The 15,086-nt window shown below is 67.6% G+C and carries 14 protein-coding genes; 5 read left to right on the top strand and 9 right to left on the bottom strand.

The annotated features are described in order from the left end of the window. Position 1: 1 nt before the first annotated feature. The 7 genes from panB to DN412_RS01750 form a co-directional block, all read right to left on the bottom strand. Positions 2–823: a 3-methyl-2-oxobutanoate hydroxymethyltransferase gene (gene panB / locus DN412_RS01780; RefSeq protein ID WP_115012925.1), complete on the bottom strand. Its 822-nt coding sequence runs from the start codon at positions 821–823 to the stop codon at positions 2–4. Positions 824–924: 101 nt separating this feature from the next. Next, a complete protein-coding gene (locus DN412_RS01775; RefSeq protein ID WP_115012924.1) occupies positions 925–1,566 on the bottom strand; it encodes a deoxynucleoside kinase in 642 nt (213 codons plus the stop codon). 56 nt (positions 1,567–1,622) lie between these two features. Next, a complete protein-coding gene (gene folK, locus DN412_RS01770) occupies positions 1,623–2,162 on the bottom strand; it encodes a 2-amino-4-hydroxy-6-hydroxymethyldihydropteridine diphosphokinase (protein WP_115012923.1) in 540 nt (179 codons plus the stop codon). Further along, entirely contained in the window at positions 2,163–3,713 is a 1,551-nt protein-coding gene (gene pcnB / locus DN412_RS01765) for a polynucleotide adenylyltransferase PcnB (RefSeq protein WP_115012922.1), read from the bottom strand. Between the two features lies 1 nt (position 3,714). Continuing rightward, the gene (locus tag DN412_RS01760) at positions 3,715–4,389 is read right to left on the bottom strand and encodes a histidinol-phosphatase (RefSeq protein WP_115012921.1); all 675 of its coding nucleotides are present in this window, start codon (positions 4,387–4,389) and stop codon (positions 3,715–3,717) included. Positions 4,390–4,490: 101 nt separating this feature from the next. Then, entirely contained in the window at positions 4,491–5,198 is a 708-nt protein-coding gene (gene hda, locus DN412_RS01755; RefSeq protein WP_078197780.1) for a DnaA regulatory inactivator Hda, read from the bottom strand. 44 nt (positions 5,199–5,242) lie between these two features. Further along, complete coding sequence (locus DN412_RS01750; protein WP_115012920.1) at positions 5,243–6,313, bottom strand: AI-2E family transporter; 1,071 nt, start codon at positions 6,311–6,313, stop codon at positions 5,243–5,245. Between the two features lie 193 nt (positions 6,314–6,506). Between DN412_RS01750 and purM the strand changes: the two genes are divergently transcribed. The 5 genes from purM to DN412_RS01725 all read left to right on the top strand — a co-directional run bounded on the left by purM (position 6,507) and on the right by DN412_RS01725 (position 13,686). Then, entirely contained in the window at positions 6,507–7,559 is a 1,053-nt protein-coding gene (gene purM / locus DN412_RS01745; RefSeq protein WP_115012919.1) for a phosphoribosylformylglycinamidine cyclo-ligase, read from the top strand. Positions 7,560–8,691: 1,132 nt separating this feature from the next. Next, positions 8,692–10,023 carry an MFS transporter gene (locus tag DN412_RS01740; RefSeq protein WP_115012918.1) on the top strand — a complete coding sequence of 444 codons (1,332 nt, stop codon included), beginning with the start codon at positions 8,692–8,694 and terminating at the stop codon, positions 10,021–10,023. A 38-nt stretch (positions 10,024–10,061) separates the two neighbouring features. Continuing rightward, positions 10,062–11,498: a dihydropyrimidinase gene (gene hydA / locus DN412_RS01735; protein ID WP_115012917.1), complete on the top strand. Its 1,437-nt coding sequence runs from the start codon at positions 10,062–10,064 to the stop codon at positions 11,496–11,498. A gap of 12 nt (positions 11,499–11,510) precedes the next feature. Then, complete coding sequence (locus tag DN412_RS01730) at positions 11,511–12,932, top strand: amidase (protein WP_244222531.1); 1,422 nt, start codon at positions 11,511–11,513, stop codon at positions 12,930–12,932. 10 nt (positions 12,933–12,942) lie between these two features. After that, positions 12,943–13,686, top strand: coding sequence for an aspartate/glutamate racemase family protein (locus tag DN412_RS01725; RefSeq protein ID WP_115012915.1), 744 nt, complete (start codon positions 12,943–12,945; stop codon positions 13,684–13,686). A gap of 38 nt (positions 13,687–13,724) precedes the next feature. Here the strand turns inward: DN412_RS01725 and DN412_RS01720 are convergent, their stop codons facing one another. Beyond that, positions 13,725–14,471: a GntR family transcriptional regulator gene (locus DN412_RS01720; RefSeq protein ID WP_078197774.1), complete on the bottom strand. Its 747-nt coding sequence runs from the start codon at positions 14,469–14,471 to the stop codon at positions 13,725–13,727. 100 nt (positions 14,472–14,571) lie between these two features. Then, the gene (locus tag DN412_RS01715; protein WP_115012914.1) at positions 14,572–15,072 is read right to left on the bottom strand and encodes a GNAT family N-acetyltransferase; all 501 of its coding nucleotides are present in this window, start codon (positions 15,070–15,072) and stop codon (positions 14,572–14,574) included. Between the last annotated feature and the right edge of the window lie 14 nt (positions 15,073–15,086).

The following is a 15,086-nucleotide window of genomic DNA, read 5'->3' as shown; positions in this document are numbered from 1 at the left end:
ATCAGGCGGAGAAGGTGTGCTCGGCGGCGGGGAAGCTGCCGTCCTTGACGGCGGCCACGTAGGCGCGCACGGCTGCCTCGATCGAGGTCTGGCCATCCATGAAATTGCGCACGAACTTGGCCTTGCGGCCCGGGTAGATGTTGAGCATGTCCTGCAGCACCAGCACCTGGCCGGTGCAGTCCGCGCCCGCGCCGATGCCGATGGTGGGCACCGTCAGCAATTGCGTGATCTCGCCGGCCAGCGTCGCGGGCACTGCTTCCATCAGCACCACCTGCGCGCCGGCGGCCTGCAGCGCCAGCGCATCGCGCTTGAGCTGGGCCGCGCCGGCGTCGGTCTTGCCCTGCACCTTGAAGCCGCCCAGCGCGTGCACCGACTGCGGCGTCAGGCCGATATGCGCGCACACCGGGATGCTGCGCTCGACCAGGAACTTGACGATTGGCGCGAGCCAGTCGCCGCCTTCGAGCTTGACCATCTGCGCGCCGGCCTTCATCAGCGTGACCGCGCTCGCAAACGCGGTCTCAGGCGTCGGATAGGTGCCGAACGGCAGGTCCGTCAGCAGCAGCGCGGTCTGGTTGCCGCGCGCCGCGCATTCGGTGTGGTAGGCCATCTGTTCCAGCGTGACCGGCAGCGTGGTCTGCTGGCCCTGCATCACATTGCCCAGCGAATCGCCGACCAGGATCATTTCCACGCCGCAGTAGTCGAGCAGCGCGGCGAAGGACGAGTCGTACGCGGTCAGCATGGCGATTTTCTCGCCGGCGTCACGCATCGCCTGCAGTTTGGGAATCGTGATGGTCTTGCGGGAGGGATCGAGGAGGTAGCTCATGGCAGTGCCCGTGTAGGACGGTCTTGCCGGTGCCGGGAGGGCCGCCCGCACGGCAGCGACAGCCGTCGTTATTGTGTTGGGTCTGGCAGGCGGTGAGCCTGTCAGGGCGCAGCGAGATTGAGAAAGGCCTTGCGGCCGCGCATGTTTTCGATGCGCGACAGTAGTGTACGGAAATCGTCATCATTGTCCACCGGATTGAAGTGGGCGGTGTCGACGACCAGCACGGGCGCCTCGTCGTACCGGTGGAACAATTCGCCGTAGGCGCCGGCCAGGCGCTGCAGATAATGTTCGTCGATACCGGCCTCGCCGGCCTCGCCGCGGCGCGCGATGCGCTCGCGCAAGAGCGACGGCGTGGCCTGCAGCACGATCACCAGGTCGGCGCGCTGGGGCGGCAGGTCCAGGCGGGCGGCAATGGCGTCGTAGAGCGCCAGTTCGTCCGCGGACAGTGTCAGCGCGGCGTGGAGCCGGTCCTTGGCGATCAGGAAGTTGGTGACCATGCGCTGGCCGGCCATGACCCCCGCCTGCCATTGCTGCAGCTGCACCGCGCGCTGGGTCAGGCACCACAGCTGCAGCGCCAGCGCGTGGCGCGCGGGATCGCGGTAGAAGGGCTCGAGGAAGGGGCTGCGGCGTGCGCTGTCGGGCAATTCCTGGGCGTGCAGCGTGCGCGCCAGGCGCTGGGCCAGCGAGGTCTTGCCGGATCCGACGGGGCCTTCGACGACAATGCGGCGCAGGTGATCGAGCATGGCGCTCCGGGCGTCAGTGGGTGGGGTGGCAGCGCCGCGGGTGCCGCCGGGCGGGTTCAGCCAGGGGTGCCGCCATCGCCGGTCTCGCCAGCGGCGGCCTGCATGCGCAGGCACTTGCAGGTGGACACCTTGTCGATGCGCTGCGCGCCCACGCCAGCCAGGTAGTCGGCGGCGCGGCCGCGGCCGGGGATAGCCAGCGCGGCGTCCAGCTCCAGCAGCGGCACCAGCGTGAAGGCGCGCTCGGTCAGGCGCGGATGCGGCACGGTCAGGTGTTCGTCGTCGTGCTGCTCGTCGCCGAACAGCAGCAGGTCCAGGTCCAGCGTGCGCGGCGCGTTGTGGAACGGGCGCTCGCGGCCGAACTGGTCTTCGATGTGGTGACAGATGCGCAGCAGCTGCGCCGCGGTGAACGAGGTCTGCACCTTGACCACCGCGTTGTAATAGTCGTCGCCGCCAGCATCGACCGGGGCGGTGCGATAGAGCGAGGAACGCGCCAGCACCGTGATGCCGACCTGCTGGGCCAGGCACACGATGGCGTCCTTGATGGCCTGGCGGGCGTCCCCCAGATTGGCCCCGATGCCGATGAAGGCAAGCGTCATTTAAGTTTCCTCCGGCTGGCCGGGGCCGGCATGCGCTGCCTCGCCCGCGTCCGTGTCGCTCCGGGAGGACACTTTATCCGATTTCCGCGGACCGCGCCGGCGGCGCTTCTTGCGTGCCGGGCCTTCGCCCTCGGCGCCCTGGGTGCCCTGGCCGCTTTGGCCACCTTGGCCACCCTGACCGCCCGCGCCACGCGCGCCGCGCACCGCGTCGATCAGGTCCTCGCGCTCGCCCGGGTCGGCGTCCTGGAAGTCCTGCCACCAGGTGGCCAGTTCCTCGGGCAGCTCGCCCGACTGGCAGCGCAAGTGCAGGAAGTCGAAGCCGGCACGGAAGCGCGGCGACTCCAGCAGCCGGAACGGCATACGGCCCACGCGTTTCTCGAAGCGCGGCTGCATGCCCCAGATATCGCGCATGTCGGTGACAAAGCGGCGCTGGATCGCCAGCTGGCCGGTCTGCTTTTCCAGCACCATGTCCATGGCGGTGTTCAGCGCGGCAATGGCGTGCTCGCCTTCGTCGCGCAGCTTGGTCCAGCGCTGCAGCACGTGGTGCCAAAGCAGCGCGGCAAACAGGAAGCCCGGCGAGACCGGCTTGCCGGCCTGCACGCGGCGGTCGGTGTTGTCCAGCGCCAGCTGCACGAAGCGCTGGCCCATGGGCTGCTCCAGCGCCACGTCCAGCAGCGGCAGCAGGCCCTGGTGCAGGCCCGCCTTGCGCAGTTCCTGCAGCGAGGCCCAGGCGTGCCCGGACATCAGCAGCTTGAGCATTTCGTCGAACAGGCGCGCGCTCGGCACGTTGTGGATCAGCGAGGCCAGGCCGGCGATCGGGTCGCGCGTGGCCTCGTCGATCTCGAAGCCGGTCTTGGCGGCAAAGCGCACCACGCGCAGCATCCGTATCGGGTCTTCGCGGTAGCGCGTGACCGGGTCGCCGATCATGCGCAGCGTGCGCGCGCGGATGTCTTCCATGCCGTGATGGTAGTCATGCACGGTCTGCGCGGCCGGGTCGTAGTACATCGCATTGATGGTGAAGTCGCGGCGTTCCGCGTCTTCGGCCTGCGAGCCCCACACGTTGTCGCGCAGCACCCGGCCCGAGGCATCGATCGCATGGGTCTTGGTGTCGAGCTCGGCGCGCTTCAGGCGGCGGCCTTCGGGCAGGGTCTCGCTGGCGATGGCGTCGACCAGCGCGCGGAAGGTCGAGACCTCGATGATTTCCTGCTCGCGCCCGCCGTAGAAGGTGACATGCACGATCTGGAAGCGCCGGCCGATGATGCGCGAGCGCCGGAACAGCGCCTGCACCTGGTCGGGCGTGGCGTTGGTGGCGACGTCGAAATCCTTGGGCTTGATGCCGAGCAGCAGGTCGCGCACGGCGCCGCCCACGATATAGGCCTGGTAGCCGGCCTGCTGCAGCGTTGAGGTGACCTTGACGGCATTGCGCGACAGCAGCGCAGGGTCGATCTGGTGTTCGTCGGCGCCGACAATGCGCGGCGTATGGGCACGGCCGGTGCGGCGCTGCTTGGGGCCGGGTTTGCCCAGCAGCCGGGTGATGAGCTTCTTGATCACGTCAGAACAGATCCATGATGCGCCAGCCTGCCGCGGCGGCGTGGTGGCGCAGGCGATCGTCCGGGTTGGTGGCGATCGGCTCCGAGACTTTTTCCAGCAGGGGCAGGTCGTTGGCCGAGTCGCTGTAGAAGGTGGTGTTTTCGAAATGGTCCCACTGCGCGCCCTGGCTCTTGAGCCAGGCCTCGACGCGGGTGATCTTGCCTTCGCGGAAGCTGGGCACGCCCTCGACCTCGCCGGTGAACTGGCTCCCGGGCTTGCCGTCGACGGTGGCGGGCTCGGTCGCGATCAGGTGCTTGATGCCGAAGGTCGCGGCGATCGGCGCGGTGACGAAGCTGTTGGTGGCGGTCACCACCGCGCACAGGTCGCCGGCTTCCAGGTGCTTGCAGACCAGCGCGCGCGCCTGCGGCGTGATCACCGGGTCGATGACCTCGTGCATGAAGCGCGCCCGCATGGTATCGAGCCGGTCGCGCGGGTTGGCCGCCAGCGGCGCCAGCGCAAAGCGCAGGAAGGCCTGGATGTCGAGGGTGCCGGCCTTGTAGTGGCCGTAGAACTCGTCGTTCTTCTGCCGGTAGGTTTCCTCGTCGACGACGCCCAGGCGGACCAGGAAGCGGCCCCATTCATGGTCGCTGTCGGTCGGGATCAGGGTGTGGTCGAGGTCAAAGAGTGCCAGATTCATGGGCGGCGATTTTACCTTAAGGCGAGAGGTCGGGCGGGAGGGCCAGAGGGCCGGAGTGCGGCCTGGCCGCGCTGGACACGGTTTGTGCCCCGTTGCCGGCGCTAATCCCGGAATTCAGCAAACATTTCACGCAGCAGCGGCAGTGTCACCGGCCGCTTGCGTTCCAGCGAGTAAGTGTCGAGCGCGTCCAGCAGTGCCATCAGGCTCGGCATGTCGCGGTAATGCCGCGTCACCAGCCAGTGCGTGATCTCGGGCGACAGTTGCAGGCCGCGCTCACGTGCCGCTTGCAACACAGCGGCCTTCTTGTCGTCGTCAGACAACGGTGCAACCTGGTATACCAGGCCCCAGCCCAGGCGTGTGCGCAGGTCTTCGCGCACCGGCATCGCGCGCGGCGCCAGGCCGCCCGCCACCACCAGCGCGGTGCGCACATGGGCGCGCACCTCGTTGTAGAGCGAGAACACCGCGATCTGGCGCGCTTCGTCGAGCAATTCGACGTCATCCACGGTATAGAGCTGGCACCACGGGTCGAACAGGAAGTCCGACAGCGGGTGGTGCGGGCTCAGATAGCGGCAGCGGATGCCGTGCTGCGGCCCGGCCTCGCACACCGCGTGCAGCAGATGGGTACGGCCGCAGCCGACCTCGCCCCACAGGTAGACCAGGCGATCGCTGGCGCGCTCCTGGGCGAGCGCGGCCGGCAGCTCGCGCAGGCGCTGCAGCGCCTCGCGGTTGGACGCCACCACGAAATTCTCGAAAGTCGAAGGCGGCGGGCTGCCCAGCTCGAGCGACAGTTGCTTGGGACGCGGGAACATGACGTATGGCTAACTTGCGGGTGTGGGCAGCAGGGTGGCAGCCGTTATTTTCGGTACAGGTCGCTGGCCAGGTAAACCCGGCGCAGCTGGCGCGCGCCAACCAGCAGCACGGCGCAGGTCGGCAGCGCCAGCAGCACGCCGAAGAAGCCGAACAGCTGGCCGAAGGCGAGCAGCGCGAAGATCACCACCAGCGGGTGCAGGCCGATGCGCTCGCCCACCAGTCGCGGCGTCAGGTAAAAGCTCTCGATGAACTGGCCGAAGCCGTAGACCACCGCCACCGCGGCCAGCCCGTACCAGTTGCCGAACTGCAGCAGCGCGGCCAGGACCGCCATGACCAGCCCGACGCCAAAGCCAATATACGGGATAAATACCGCCAGCCCCGTGAAGACCCCGACCGGCACGCCGATATCGAAGCCGGCGACGGTCAGCCCGATCGAGTAGATCGCCGCCAGGATCACCATCACCAGGATCTGGCCGCGCAGATATTGCGACAGCAGCGCGTCGGTCTCGTTGATCAGCTCGCGCACCTTGGGCACCCAGCGGCGCGGCACCACGCCCTCGATGCGGCGCATCACCATGTGCCAGTCCATCATCAGGTAGAACATGACGATGGGCACGATAAAGACGATGCCCGCCACGGTGATCAGCGCCGAACCCGACATCTTGATGTAGTTCAGCAACACCACCAGCAGGTCTTCCGGGCTGGCCGCAAAGCGGTCCGACAGCATGTTGCGCAGGCCGGGGAAGTCAAAGCGTATGCGCACGCCGAACTCGGCCAGGCGCGGCGAGACCACGGAGTTGAGTTTCTTCAGCAGGATCGGCAGCTGCTCGCGCACCTGCGGGATCTCGCGCTGCAGCACCGCGATCAGCAGCAGCATCAGCATCACGCAGATCACCGTCAGCAGCAGGATCATCAGCGTCACGCCCACCGCGCGCGGCACGCGGCGGCGCTGCAGCCAGTCCACGCCGGGGTTCAGGATATAGGCGAAGATGAACGCGAACAGGAACGGCGTCAGCACCGGCGCCAGCGCGATGATGGCGGCGAACAGCGCGATGGCCACGACGATCCACAGCAGGATGCGCTTGGCCTCTTGGTTCAGCAGCGGGGCATTCATCAATGGTTGGGGGGAGGGGCGGCAGCGCGGTTCTCGGCGCGATCTCGCCGGAAACTGGAAGCAAGGGGCCTCTATCCGTTAAAATTGCGATTCTACTGGACTCGCGCCCGCCTTCCGATGCCAAGCGACGGAAGCTGCGGCGGCCCGAGCGCCGAATTCCTCACTTTATTTCCTCCAGGACAAGCAGGTTCCCATGAGCGCATCCCCGACCGCCGGCCAGGCAGGCCTTTCCTACCGCGACGCCGGTGTTGATATCGATGCCGGCGACGCGCTGGTCGACCGCATCAAGCCGTTTGCCAAGCGCACCATGCGCGAGGGCGTGATGGCGGGCATCGGCGGGTTCGGTGCGCTATTCGAGCTGTCGAAGAAGTTCCAGGAGCCGGTGCTGGTGTCGGGCACCGACGGCGTGGGCACCAAGCTCAAGCTCGCCTTCCAGCTCAACCGCCATGACACCGTCGGCCAGGACCTGGTCGCCATGAGCGTCAACGACATCCTGGTGCAGGGTGCCGAGCCGCTGTTCTTCCTCGACTACTTCGCCTGTGGCAAGCTCGACGTGGACACCGCCGCCACCGTGATCCAGGGCATCGCCCGCGGTTGCGAGCTGGCCGGCTGCGCGCTGATCGGCGGCGAGACCGCCGAAATGCCGAGCATGTACCCGGACGGCGAATACGACCTGGCCGGCTTTGCCGTCGGCGCGGTCGAAAAGAAGAAGATCATCGACGGCAGCGCCATCACCCCGGGCGACGTGGTGCTGGGCCTGGCTTCGTCGGGTGCGCATTCCAACGGCTATTCGCTGGTGCGCAAGATCATCGAAGTGGCCAAGCCGGACCTGAATGCCGACTTCCATGGCCAGCGCCTGCAGGACGCGATCATGGCGCCGACGCGGATCTACGTGAAGCCGCTGCTGTCGCTGATCGAGACGCTGCCGGTCAAGGGCATGGCGCATATCACCGGCGGTGGCCTGACCGAGAACGTGCCGCGCGTGCTGGCGCAAGATGTTACCGCCGTGCTCAAGCGTGACGCCTGGACGCTGCCGCCGCTGTTCCAGTGGCTGCAGGCGCAGGGGCGCGTGGCTGACGACGAAATGCACCGTGTGTTCAACTGTGGCATCGGCATGGTGGTGATTGTGGCCAAGGAAGATGCTGAGCGGGCTATCCGCCACCTGCAGGCGGCTGGTGAGGCCGTGTGGCAGATCGGTGAGATTCGCGAGCGGGCTGAGGGGGAGGCGCAGACTATCGTGGTCTGACGCGTTATCCGCGGTTTTGCTGGGAGAGCGGCGCATGCCTTTGGGTGTGTGCCGTTTTTGTTTTTGGGCTTGGCGCCATGAGGTTGGTTTGTGGCGCTTGGTGGGGGTCCTGGTTGTTGGCTTGGGTATGTAGGTCGGGTTCCCTGTTGTCGTAGGATTAACCGCCTGGTTCCGCCCTGCTGGGCGGGTCACTTTTTGTCCGAGCGACAAAAAGTAACCAAAAAACGCGTCGCCTCAGGCGGCTGGCCATCAATTTGGTGGTGGGGGTGGTTCGGGCGGCGGTGCTTGCCGTTTGGCGTGGTTGCCGGTTCGACCCTGCTACGCATCCTGTCTGTGCCCACATCGACGGACTATTGGACGAACCCGACTTTAGGCGGTTGGCAGCCTGCTAAGCACCGCGTCGGTGGGACGCCTTCGGCTGCGCTTCGCGCCGGCCCTAACGTGGCAGACGAACGACCACGTCCTGATTTGGGGCTTTGGCCCGGCATCACGACAGCCCCGTGCGAGCGCAGCGACGCACTCTGTGCCAGTGCCTTCGACCTACGATACTGAGTGCGCGCAGCGCAGCCGAAGGCGTCCCACCGATGACCTCGTTAGCAGGCTGCCAATAACCTAAAGTCGGGTTCGTCCAATAGTCCGTCGACGTAGGCACCGGACAGGGAGCGTAGCTGGGTCGAACCACCCACCCCATCGAACGGAAATCACCACCGCCCGAATCACCCCCGCCGCCAAATTGGTGGCCAGCCGCCTGAGGCGACGCGTTTTTTGGTTACTTTTTGTCGCTCCGGACAAAAAGTGACCCGCCCAGCAGGGCGGAACCAGGCCGTCAAACCTACGACAACATCGAACCCGACCTACATAACCAAGCCAACAACCAGGACCCCCACCAAGCGCCAAAAACCACCCCCAAGCCCCCAACCTCCCCCCACCATGGTGCACCGCACCAACTCCCCTCCATGCACCCACACCAAAACTAACAAACAAAATTAAACTTGATTGTATGGCGGTTTATGGCCTAATGTACTGAGCAAAGGCGCCGCACATGCATGCAGCGTCCGGAGACAACGCCCAAATGCGACGCCGGGGACCACCAGCGCACCAGGGCAGGCCAGGGACCATCGGAGGATCCACCATGCAAGCAGTCGGCATCGACACAGCGGCCAAGCACGGCGCATCGCCCCAGAAGCAATCCATTGCGCGCGTCGCCGGGGCCAGCCTGGCCGGCACCACGCTCGAGTTCTACGACCACTTCATCTACGGATCGGCCGCCGCGCTGGTCTTCCCCAAGTTGTTCTTCCCCCAGAGCGATCCGCTGACCGCGACGCTGCTGTCCTTTGCCAGCTACGGCGTGGCCTTTGTGGCGCGGCCGCTGGGTGCGGCGATCTTCGGCCACTTCGGCGACAAGATGGGCCGCAAGTCCATCCTGATCATCACGCTGCTGATGATGGGCCTGGCCACCTTCGGCATCGGCCTGCTGCCGACCTATGCCGCGGCCGGCGCGCTGGCGCCGCTGCTGCTGGTGCTGCTGCGCGTGGTGCAGGGCCTGGCCCTGGGCGGCGAGTGGGGCGGGGCGGCGATCATGGTCAATGAGCTGGACCCGGAAGGGAAACGGCGCGGCATCCTCGGCAGCCTGGTGCAGCTGGCGGCGCCGATCGGCCTCTTGCTGGCCAACGGCGTGTTCGCGCTGGTGACCTGGCAGGTCTCGGAAGACGCCTTCCTCAGCTGGGGCTGGCGTGTGCCGTTCCTGCTGTCGGCGCTCCTGGTCGGGGTCGGTCTCTATATCCGCGCCAACGTGCGTGAATCCGGCATGTTCGAGAAGCTCGAGGAATCGCATGCCGAGGCGCGCGCGCCGATCATGGAAGTGCTGGGCAACTACAAGAAGCAACTGCTGATCGCCTTCGGCGCGCGGCTGGGTGGCGATATCGCCTTCTATGTGTTCACGCTGTTCCTGCTGTATTTCGTGCCGACCAAGCTGGGCCTGCCCAAGAGCATCGCGCTCAATGCCGTGCTGCTGGGCGCGCTGGCGCAGATCCTGTTCATTCCGATCGCCGGCCTGCTGGCGGACCGCATCGGGCGCCGCCCGGTGCTGATGATCGGCGGCATCGGCGGCGCGGTGTGGGCCTTTGCCTTCTTCGCGATGATCAAGACCGGCAGCCCGGCGCTGATCATGCTGGGCTCGTTCGTCGGCATGGTGCTGGTGTCGTTCATGTTCTCGCCGCTGGCGTCGTTCCTGCCCGAGCTGTTCGCCACCCGGGTGCGCGTGACCGGCGCCTCGCTCGGCTTCCAGTTTGCCGGTGTGTTCGGCGGTGCCCTGGCCCCACTGATCGCGGTGGGCCTGCTCGACCGCTTCGGCAGCACCACGCCCGTAGCCATTTACCTTGCGGCTGTGTGCGCGCTGATTGCGGTGGCTGCCGCTGCCGCGCGTGAAACCGCACGCATGCATTTGTCCGACGCGGACCGCTAAAGCGCGGCCGCCTTCCTTATCTTCTTGTGAACAGTATCGTGAAACAGTTCGACCTGATCATCCGCAACGGCACCGTGGTGACCGCCAGCGACACCATGCAATGTGATATCGCCATCACCGGCGGGCGCATCGTGCAGCTTGGCCATGACCTGGGCGAGGCCGCGCAGACCATCGACGCCAGCGGCAAGCTCGTGCTGCCGGGCGGCGTCGACGCGCATTGCCACCTGGACCAGCCGATGCCGGACGGCCTGAAGATGGCCGATGACTTCCGCACCGGCTCGGTCTCGGCGGCGTGCGGCGGCACCACCACGGTGATCCCGTTTGCCGCGCAGGAGAAGGGCCATTCGCTGCGCGCGGCGGTCGCCGACTACCACCGGCGCGCCGGCGGCCAGGCCGTGGTCGACTACGCCTTTCACCTGATCGTCGCCGACCCGACCGAGGCGGTGCTGAACGACGAGCTGCCGGGCCTGATCCGCGAAGGCTATTCGTCGTTCAAGATCTACATGACCTACGACGACCTCAAGCTGAACGACCGCGAGATCCTCGAGGTGCTGTCGGTGGCGCGCCAGGAAGGCGCGCTGGTGATGGTGCATGCCGAGAACTCGGACTGCATCGCCTGGCTGACCGAGAAGCTGGAAGCGGCGGGCAACACCGCGCCGAAGTTCCACGCGCTGGCGCGGCCGATGGCGATCGAGCGCGAGGCCACGCACCGCGCCATCACCTTCTCAGAGCTGGTCGACGTGCCGATCCTGATCGTCCACGTGTCGGGCAAGGAAGCGGTGGAGCAGATCCGCTGGGCGCGCAACCGCGGCATGAAGATCTTTGCCGAGACCTGCCCGCAGTACCTGTTCCTGACCGCCGAAGACCTCGACCAGCCCGGCTACCACGGCGCCAAGTGCGTGTGCAGCCCGCCGCCGCGCGACCGCAGCAACCAGGAAGTGATCTGGGACGGCCTGGCCGACGGCCTCTTCACCATCTTCTCGTCCGACCATGCACCGTTCCGCTACGAAGACGCGCAGGGCAAGAAGCCTGGCGGCGAGGAAGTCCCATTCCAGTACATTCCCAACGGCATTCCCGGACTGGAGACGCGCCTGCCGCTGCTGTTCTCGGCAGGCGTGGTGGGCGGCCGCATCTCGGTCAACCAGTTCGTTGCGCTGACCTCGACCAACCCCGCCAAGCTCTACGGCCTGCATCCGCGCAAGGGCACCATCGCCATCGGCGCCGATGCCGACCTGGCGATCTGGGACCCGCAGCGCGAAGTGACGATCCAGAACGCCGGCCTGCACCATGCGGTCGACTACACCCCTTATGAAGGCCTGCGCGTGACCGGCTGGCCGGTGACCACGCTGGTGCGCGGCAAGGTGGTGGCGCACGAGGGCGAGGTGCTGGCCGAGCCTGGCCACGGCCAGTTCCTGCCGTGCGGCCTTCCCGAAATGGCCCGGCCGCGCTATCGCACCTCGGGCGGCAGCCTGTAAGGACGGCTTTGCGTGACTGATGCTTTGACCGACACTGCAGAGATGGAACTGACCAACCGCCTGGACGCCGCCGCCATCGCGGCTCGCGTCGCGGCCGGCCGCCTCGATCCCGCCGAGGCGGTCGCGGCCTACCAGGCCCGCATCGCGGCGCGCAACGACCAGCTCAATGCCGTCTTTGAACAACGCCAGGAGCTGGTCGATGCCGATCTCGCGCAACTGCGCGCGCGCCTGGCGCGGGGCGAGCGCCCGCTGCTGGCGGGCGTGCCGGTGATCGTCAAGGATGTGATCTGGAGCCTGGGCCGGCGCGTGACCCAGGGCTCGCAGCTGTACCGCGACTTCATCGCGCCCGCCGACGCGATCGCGGTCGAGCGCCTGCGCCAGGCCGGCGCGATCGTGCTCGGCATGGGCAATACTTCGGAGTTCGCCTGCAAGGGCCTGACCACCAACAAGGTCTACGGCCTGACGCGCCATCCGCTCGATGCCACGCTGACCGCGGGCGGCTCGTCCGGCGGCTGTGCGGTGGCGGTGGCGGCCGGCATGGCGCCGCTGGCGCTGGGCACCGATGGCGGCGGCTCCAGCCGGCGCCCGCCCGCGCATGCCGGCGTGGTCGGCTTCAAGCCTTCCTACGGCGCGATTCCCGATTCGGTCGGCTTTCCCCATGCCTTCAATGGCATCCAGGTGATTGCGCCGATCACGCGCACCGTGGCCGATGCCGAGCTGATGTTCGAGGCACTGGCCGGTGCCGATCCTCGCGATCCCGATACGCTGGGCTTCTCGCTGGGCGCGCCGCGCCCGCTGCATACGCTGAAGATCGCGGTCAGCCCGCGCCTGGGCCTGGACACGCCGGTCGACGACGATGTCGCGCAGGCCTTCGAACAGGCCGTGGCGCGGCTGCAGGCCGCGGGCCTGACCATCGAGCGTGCCGACCCGGCCTGGCCGAAGGGCGCCGACGAGGCCGCGCTGATGTCGCTGCAGCATGTCGGCCTGGCCAATCTCTATGGCGATGCGTGGCGGCGCGACCCGGATGTGTTCGATCCCGACATCGCGCGCCAGATCGCGCGCGGCCTGGCGTGGAGCGGTGCCGAGGTGGCGCGCGCCCGCGAGGCCAGCCACCAGATCGCGCTGGCTGTGGCCGGGTTCTTTACCCGCTATGACCTGCTGCTGTGCCCGACCACGCCATGCGTGGCCTGGCGCAACGACCGGCTGGGGCCGGAGCGGATCGGCGGCGTGGCGGTGGAACCGCGTGCCCATGCGGTGTTCACGCCCTTCTTCAACCATGCGCTGGCGCCGGCGATCTCGGTGCCCTGCGGCAGCGGTCGCGACGGCCTGCCTGTGGGCCTGCAGATTGCCGGCCCGCGCGGCGCCGACCGCAACGTGCTGGCGGCCGCGAAGCTGGCCGAAAGTGTGCTGGCGTCCTTGCTAAACCCTGCCTGATAAAACAGATATGCGAATCCTAGTTCTGAATCCCAACACCAGCGAAGGCATCACCGCGCGCCTGATGGCCGCGGCCACCGAAGCCGCCGCGCCCGGCACCGAGCTGGTGCCGCTGACCGCCAGCCGCGGCGTGCCGTATATCGCCACGCGTGCCGAGGCGCAGATCGGCGGCGCCATCGCGCTGGAAATGCTGGCCGAACATCACGGCCAGTTCGACGCGGCCATCATCGCGGCCTTTGGCGACCCCGGCCTGATGGGCGCGCGCGAGCTGTTCGACCTGCCGGTGGTGGGCATGGCCGAGGCGGCGATGCTGTCGGCCTGCATGCTGGGCCGGCGCTTTGCCATCGTCACCTTTGCGCGGGCGCTCGGGCCCTGGTATGAGGAGTGCGTGGACATGCACGGCCTGCGCGGCCGGCTGGCCGGCATCCGCATGCTCGATGGCAGCTTTGCCTCGGTCTCGGACGTGCAGGAAGAGAAGGAAGCCGTGCTGGTGGAACTGGCCAACCGCGCCGTGGTGGAGGACGAGGCCGACGTGGTGATCCTGGCCGGCGCGCCGCTGGCCGGCCTGGCCGCGCGCGTGCGCGACCGCATTGCGGTGCCGGTGGTCGACCAGATGGCCGCCGCCGTCAAGCAGGCCGAGGCGCTGGTCGCGCTGCAGCCGCGCAAGGCCACCGCGGGCACGTTCCGCCGCCCGGACGCCAAGCCCACGCTGGGCTTGCCCGCGGCGCTCGCCGCTCGCATCGAGCACCGCTAAGCGGCGCCCCTGTCCTTTCCCAACGGTAACGCCGCGGCTCAGACCGCGGCGAACACCGCTTCCAGGTCGACCTTCTCTTCAGCCGGCAGCTCCAGCCGCAGCGTGCTTTCGACATGGCCGAGGTGCTCGGCCATCAGCCGCGCGGCGCGCTCGCCGTCGCCGGCTTCCAGCGCATCGACGATATCGTCGTGCTCGTGGTGCGGGCACGACGGCACGCCCGGAGCGTCATAGAGCGCGATGATCAGGCAGGTCAGCGAGCACAGCTCGCGCATGTACTTGCCCAGGTACTGGTTGCCGGTCATTTCCGCCAGCTTGCAGTGGAACTCGCCCGACAGCCGGATGATGGCGCGGCGGTCGTTGCTGTCGCGCGCCTGCGCTTCCTGGCGCGTGGTCTCGCGCAGCGCGCGCACCCCCTTGGCGCCGATCGCGCCGGCGAGGTCGCGCACCAGCGCGGGCTCCAGCAGGTGGCGCGAATGCAGCACCTGGCGCGCTTCGGCCACGCTCGGGCTGGAGACGAAAGTGCCGCGGTTGGGATGCACCGTCAGCACGCCCTCGTGCGCCAGCCTGGCGAAGGCCAGCCGCACCTTGGTGCGGCTCACGCCAAATACGCCACCCAGCTTTTCCTCGACCAGCTTGGTGCCCGGCGGCAGCCGGTGCTCCCAGATCGCGGTCAGGATGCGGTCGGCGATTTCCTCGACCGATGACCCGCGCGCGCTGTCCGCGTCGGTCTCAGCGATACCGTCGGCGGCGGGCGTGGCGGGTTGTTCGGCTTTGGTTCGTGGCATGGCGGTTGGCTTGGCGGTCCGGAAAAAAGACAGTCGGTGTCGTTATTGTATGGCGGCTTGCCATCAAGTGTATAACACCGGCGATGGACCGGCTGCCGGTTTATGGCGCGCCGAGCTTGTCCAGCGCCGCGCCGGTTACGCGGCAGATGCGCCAGTCGGGCAGCACGTCGGCGCCCATGGCCTTGTAGAAGTCGATCGACGGCTGGTTCCAGTCCAGCACCGACCATTCGAAGCGTCCACAGCCGCGCGCGACCGCCAGTGCCGCCAGATGCTTGAGCAGCGCCTTGCCCAGGCCGTGGCCGCGCCAGGCCGGATCGACATACAGGTCTTCCAGGTACAGCCCGGTCCTGGCCAGGAAGGTCGAGAAATTGTGGAAGAAGAGGGCAAAGCCGACGGCTTGCCGGCCGCTGCCAGTATCGACTTCGACCAGCACCGCCTCGGCATGCGGCGTGGCGCCGAACAGGGCATCCTGGATCTTCTGCGGCGTGGCTTCGACGATATGCGTCAGCTTTTCGTACTCGGCCAGCGCCAGGATCAGGCTGAACAGTGTCGCGCTGTCGGCGGCGGTGGCGGGGCGGAGCGTGAAGGCGGGCTTGGACATGTGTGAGGCTCGCG

Source organism: Cupriavidus lacunae (assembly GCF_003353055.1).
Classification (GTDB): domain Bacteria; phylum Pseudomonadota; class Gammaproteobacteria; order Burkholderiales; family Burkholderiaceae; genus Cupriavidus; species Cupriavidus lacunae.
The sequence above is the reverse complement of the archived record's forward strand: the minus strand, read 5'-3'. Positions and strand labels throughout refer to the sequence as shown.

Coding starts and splice junctions, on each gene's coding strand:
- panB (WP_115012925.1), bottom strand. CDS start 823: ATGAGCTACCTCCTCGATCCCTCCCGCAAGACCATCACGATTCCCAAA.
- DN412_RS01775 (WP_115012924.1), bottom strand. CDS start 1,566: ATGCTCGATCACCTGCGCCGCATTGTCGTCGAAGGCCCCGTCGGATCC.
- folK (WP_115012923.1), bottom strand. CDS start 2,162: ATGACGCTTGCCTTCATCGGCATCGGGGCCAATCTGGGGGACGCCCGC.
- DN412_RS01760 (WP_115012921.1), bottom strand. CDS start 4,389: ATGAATCTGGCACTCTTTGACCTCGACCACACCCTGATCCCGACCGAC.
- hda (WP_078197780.1), bottom strand. CDS start 5,198: ATGTTCCCGCGTCCCAAGCAACTGTCGCTCGAGCTGGGCAGCCCGCCG.
- DN412_RS01750 (WP_115012920.1), bottom strand. CDS start 6,313: ATGAATGCCCCGCTGCTGAACCAAGAGGCCAAGCGCATCCTGCTGTGG.
- purM (WP_115012919.1), top strand. CDS start 6,507: ATGAGCGCATCCCCGACCGCCGGCCAGGCAGGCCTTTCCTACCGCGAC.
- DN412_RS01740 (WP_115012918.1), top strand. CDS start 8,692: ATGCAAGCAGTCGGCATCGACACAGCGGCCAAGCACGGCGCATCGCCC.
- DN412_RS01725 (WP_115012915.1), top strand. CDS start 12,943: ATGCGAATCCTAGTTCTGAATCCCAACACCAGCGAAGGCATCACCGCG.
- DN412_RS01720 (WP_078197774.1), bottom strand. CDS start 14,471: ATGCCACGAACCAAAGCCGAACAACCCGCCACGCCCGCCGCCGACGGT.
- DN412_RS01715 (WP_115012914.1), bottom strand. CDS start 15,072: ATGTCCAAGCCCGCCTTCACGCTCCGCCCCGCCACCGCCGCCGACAGC.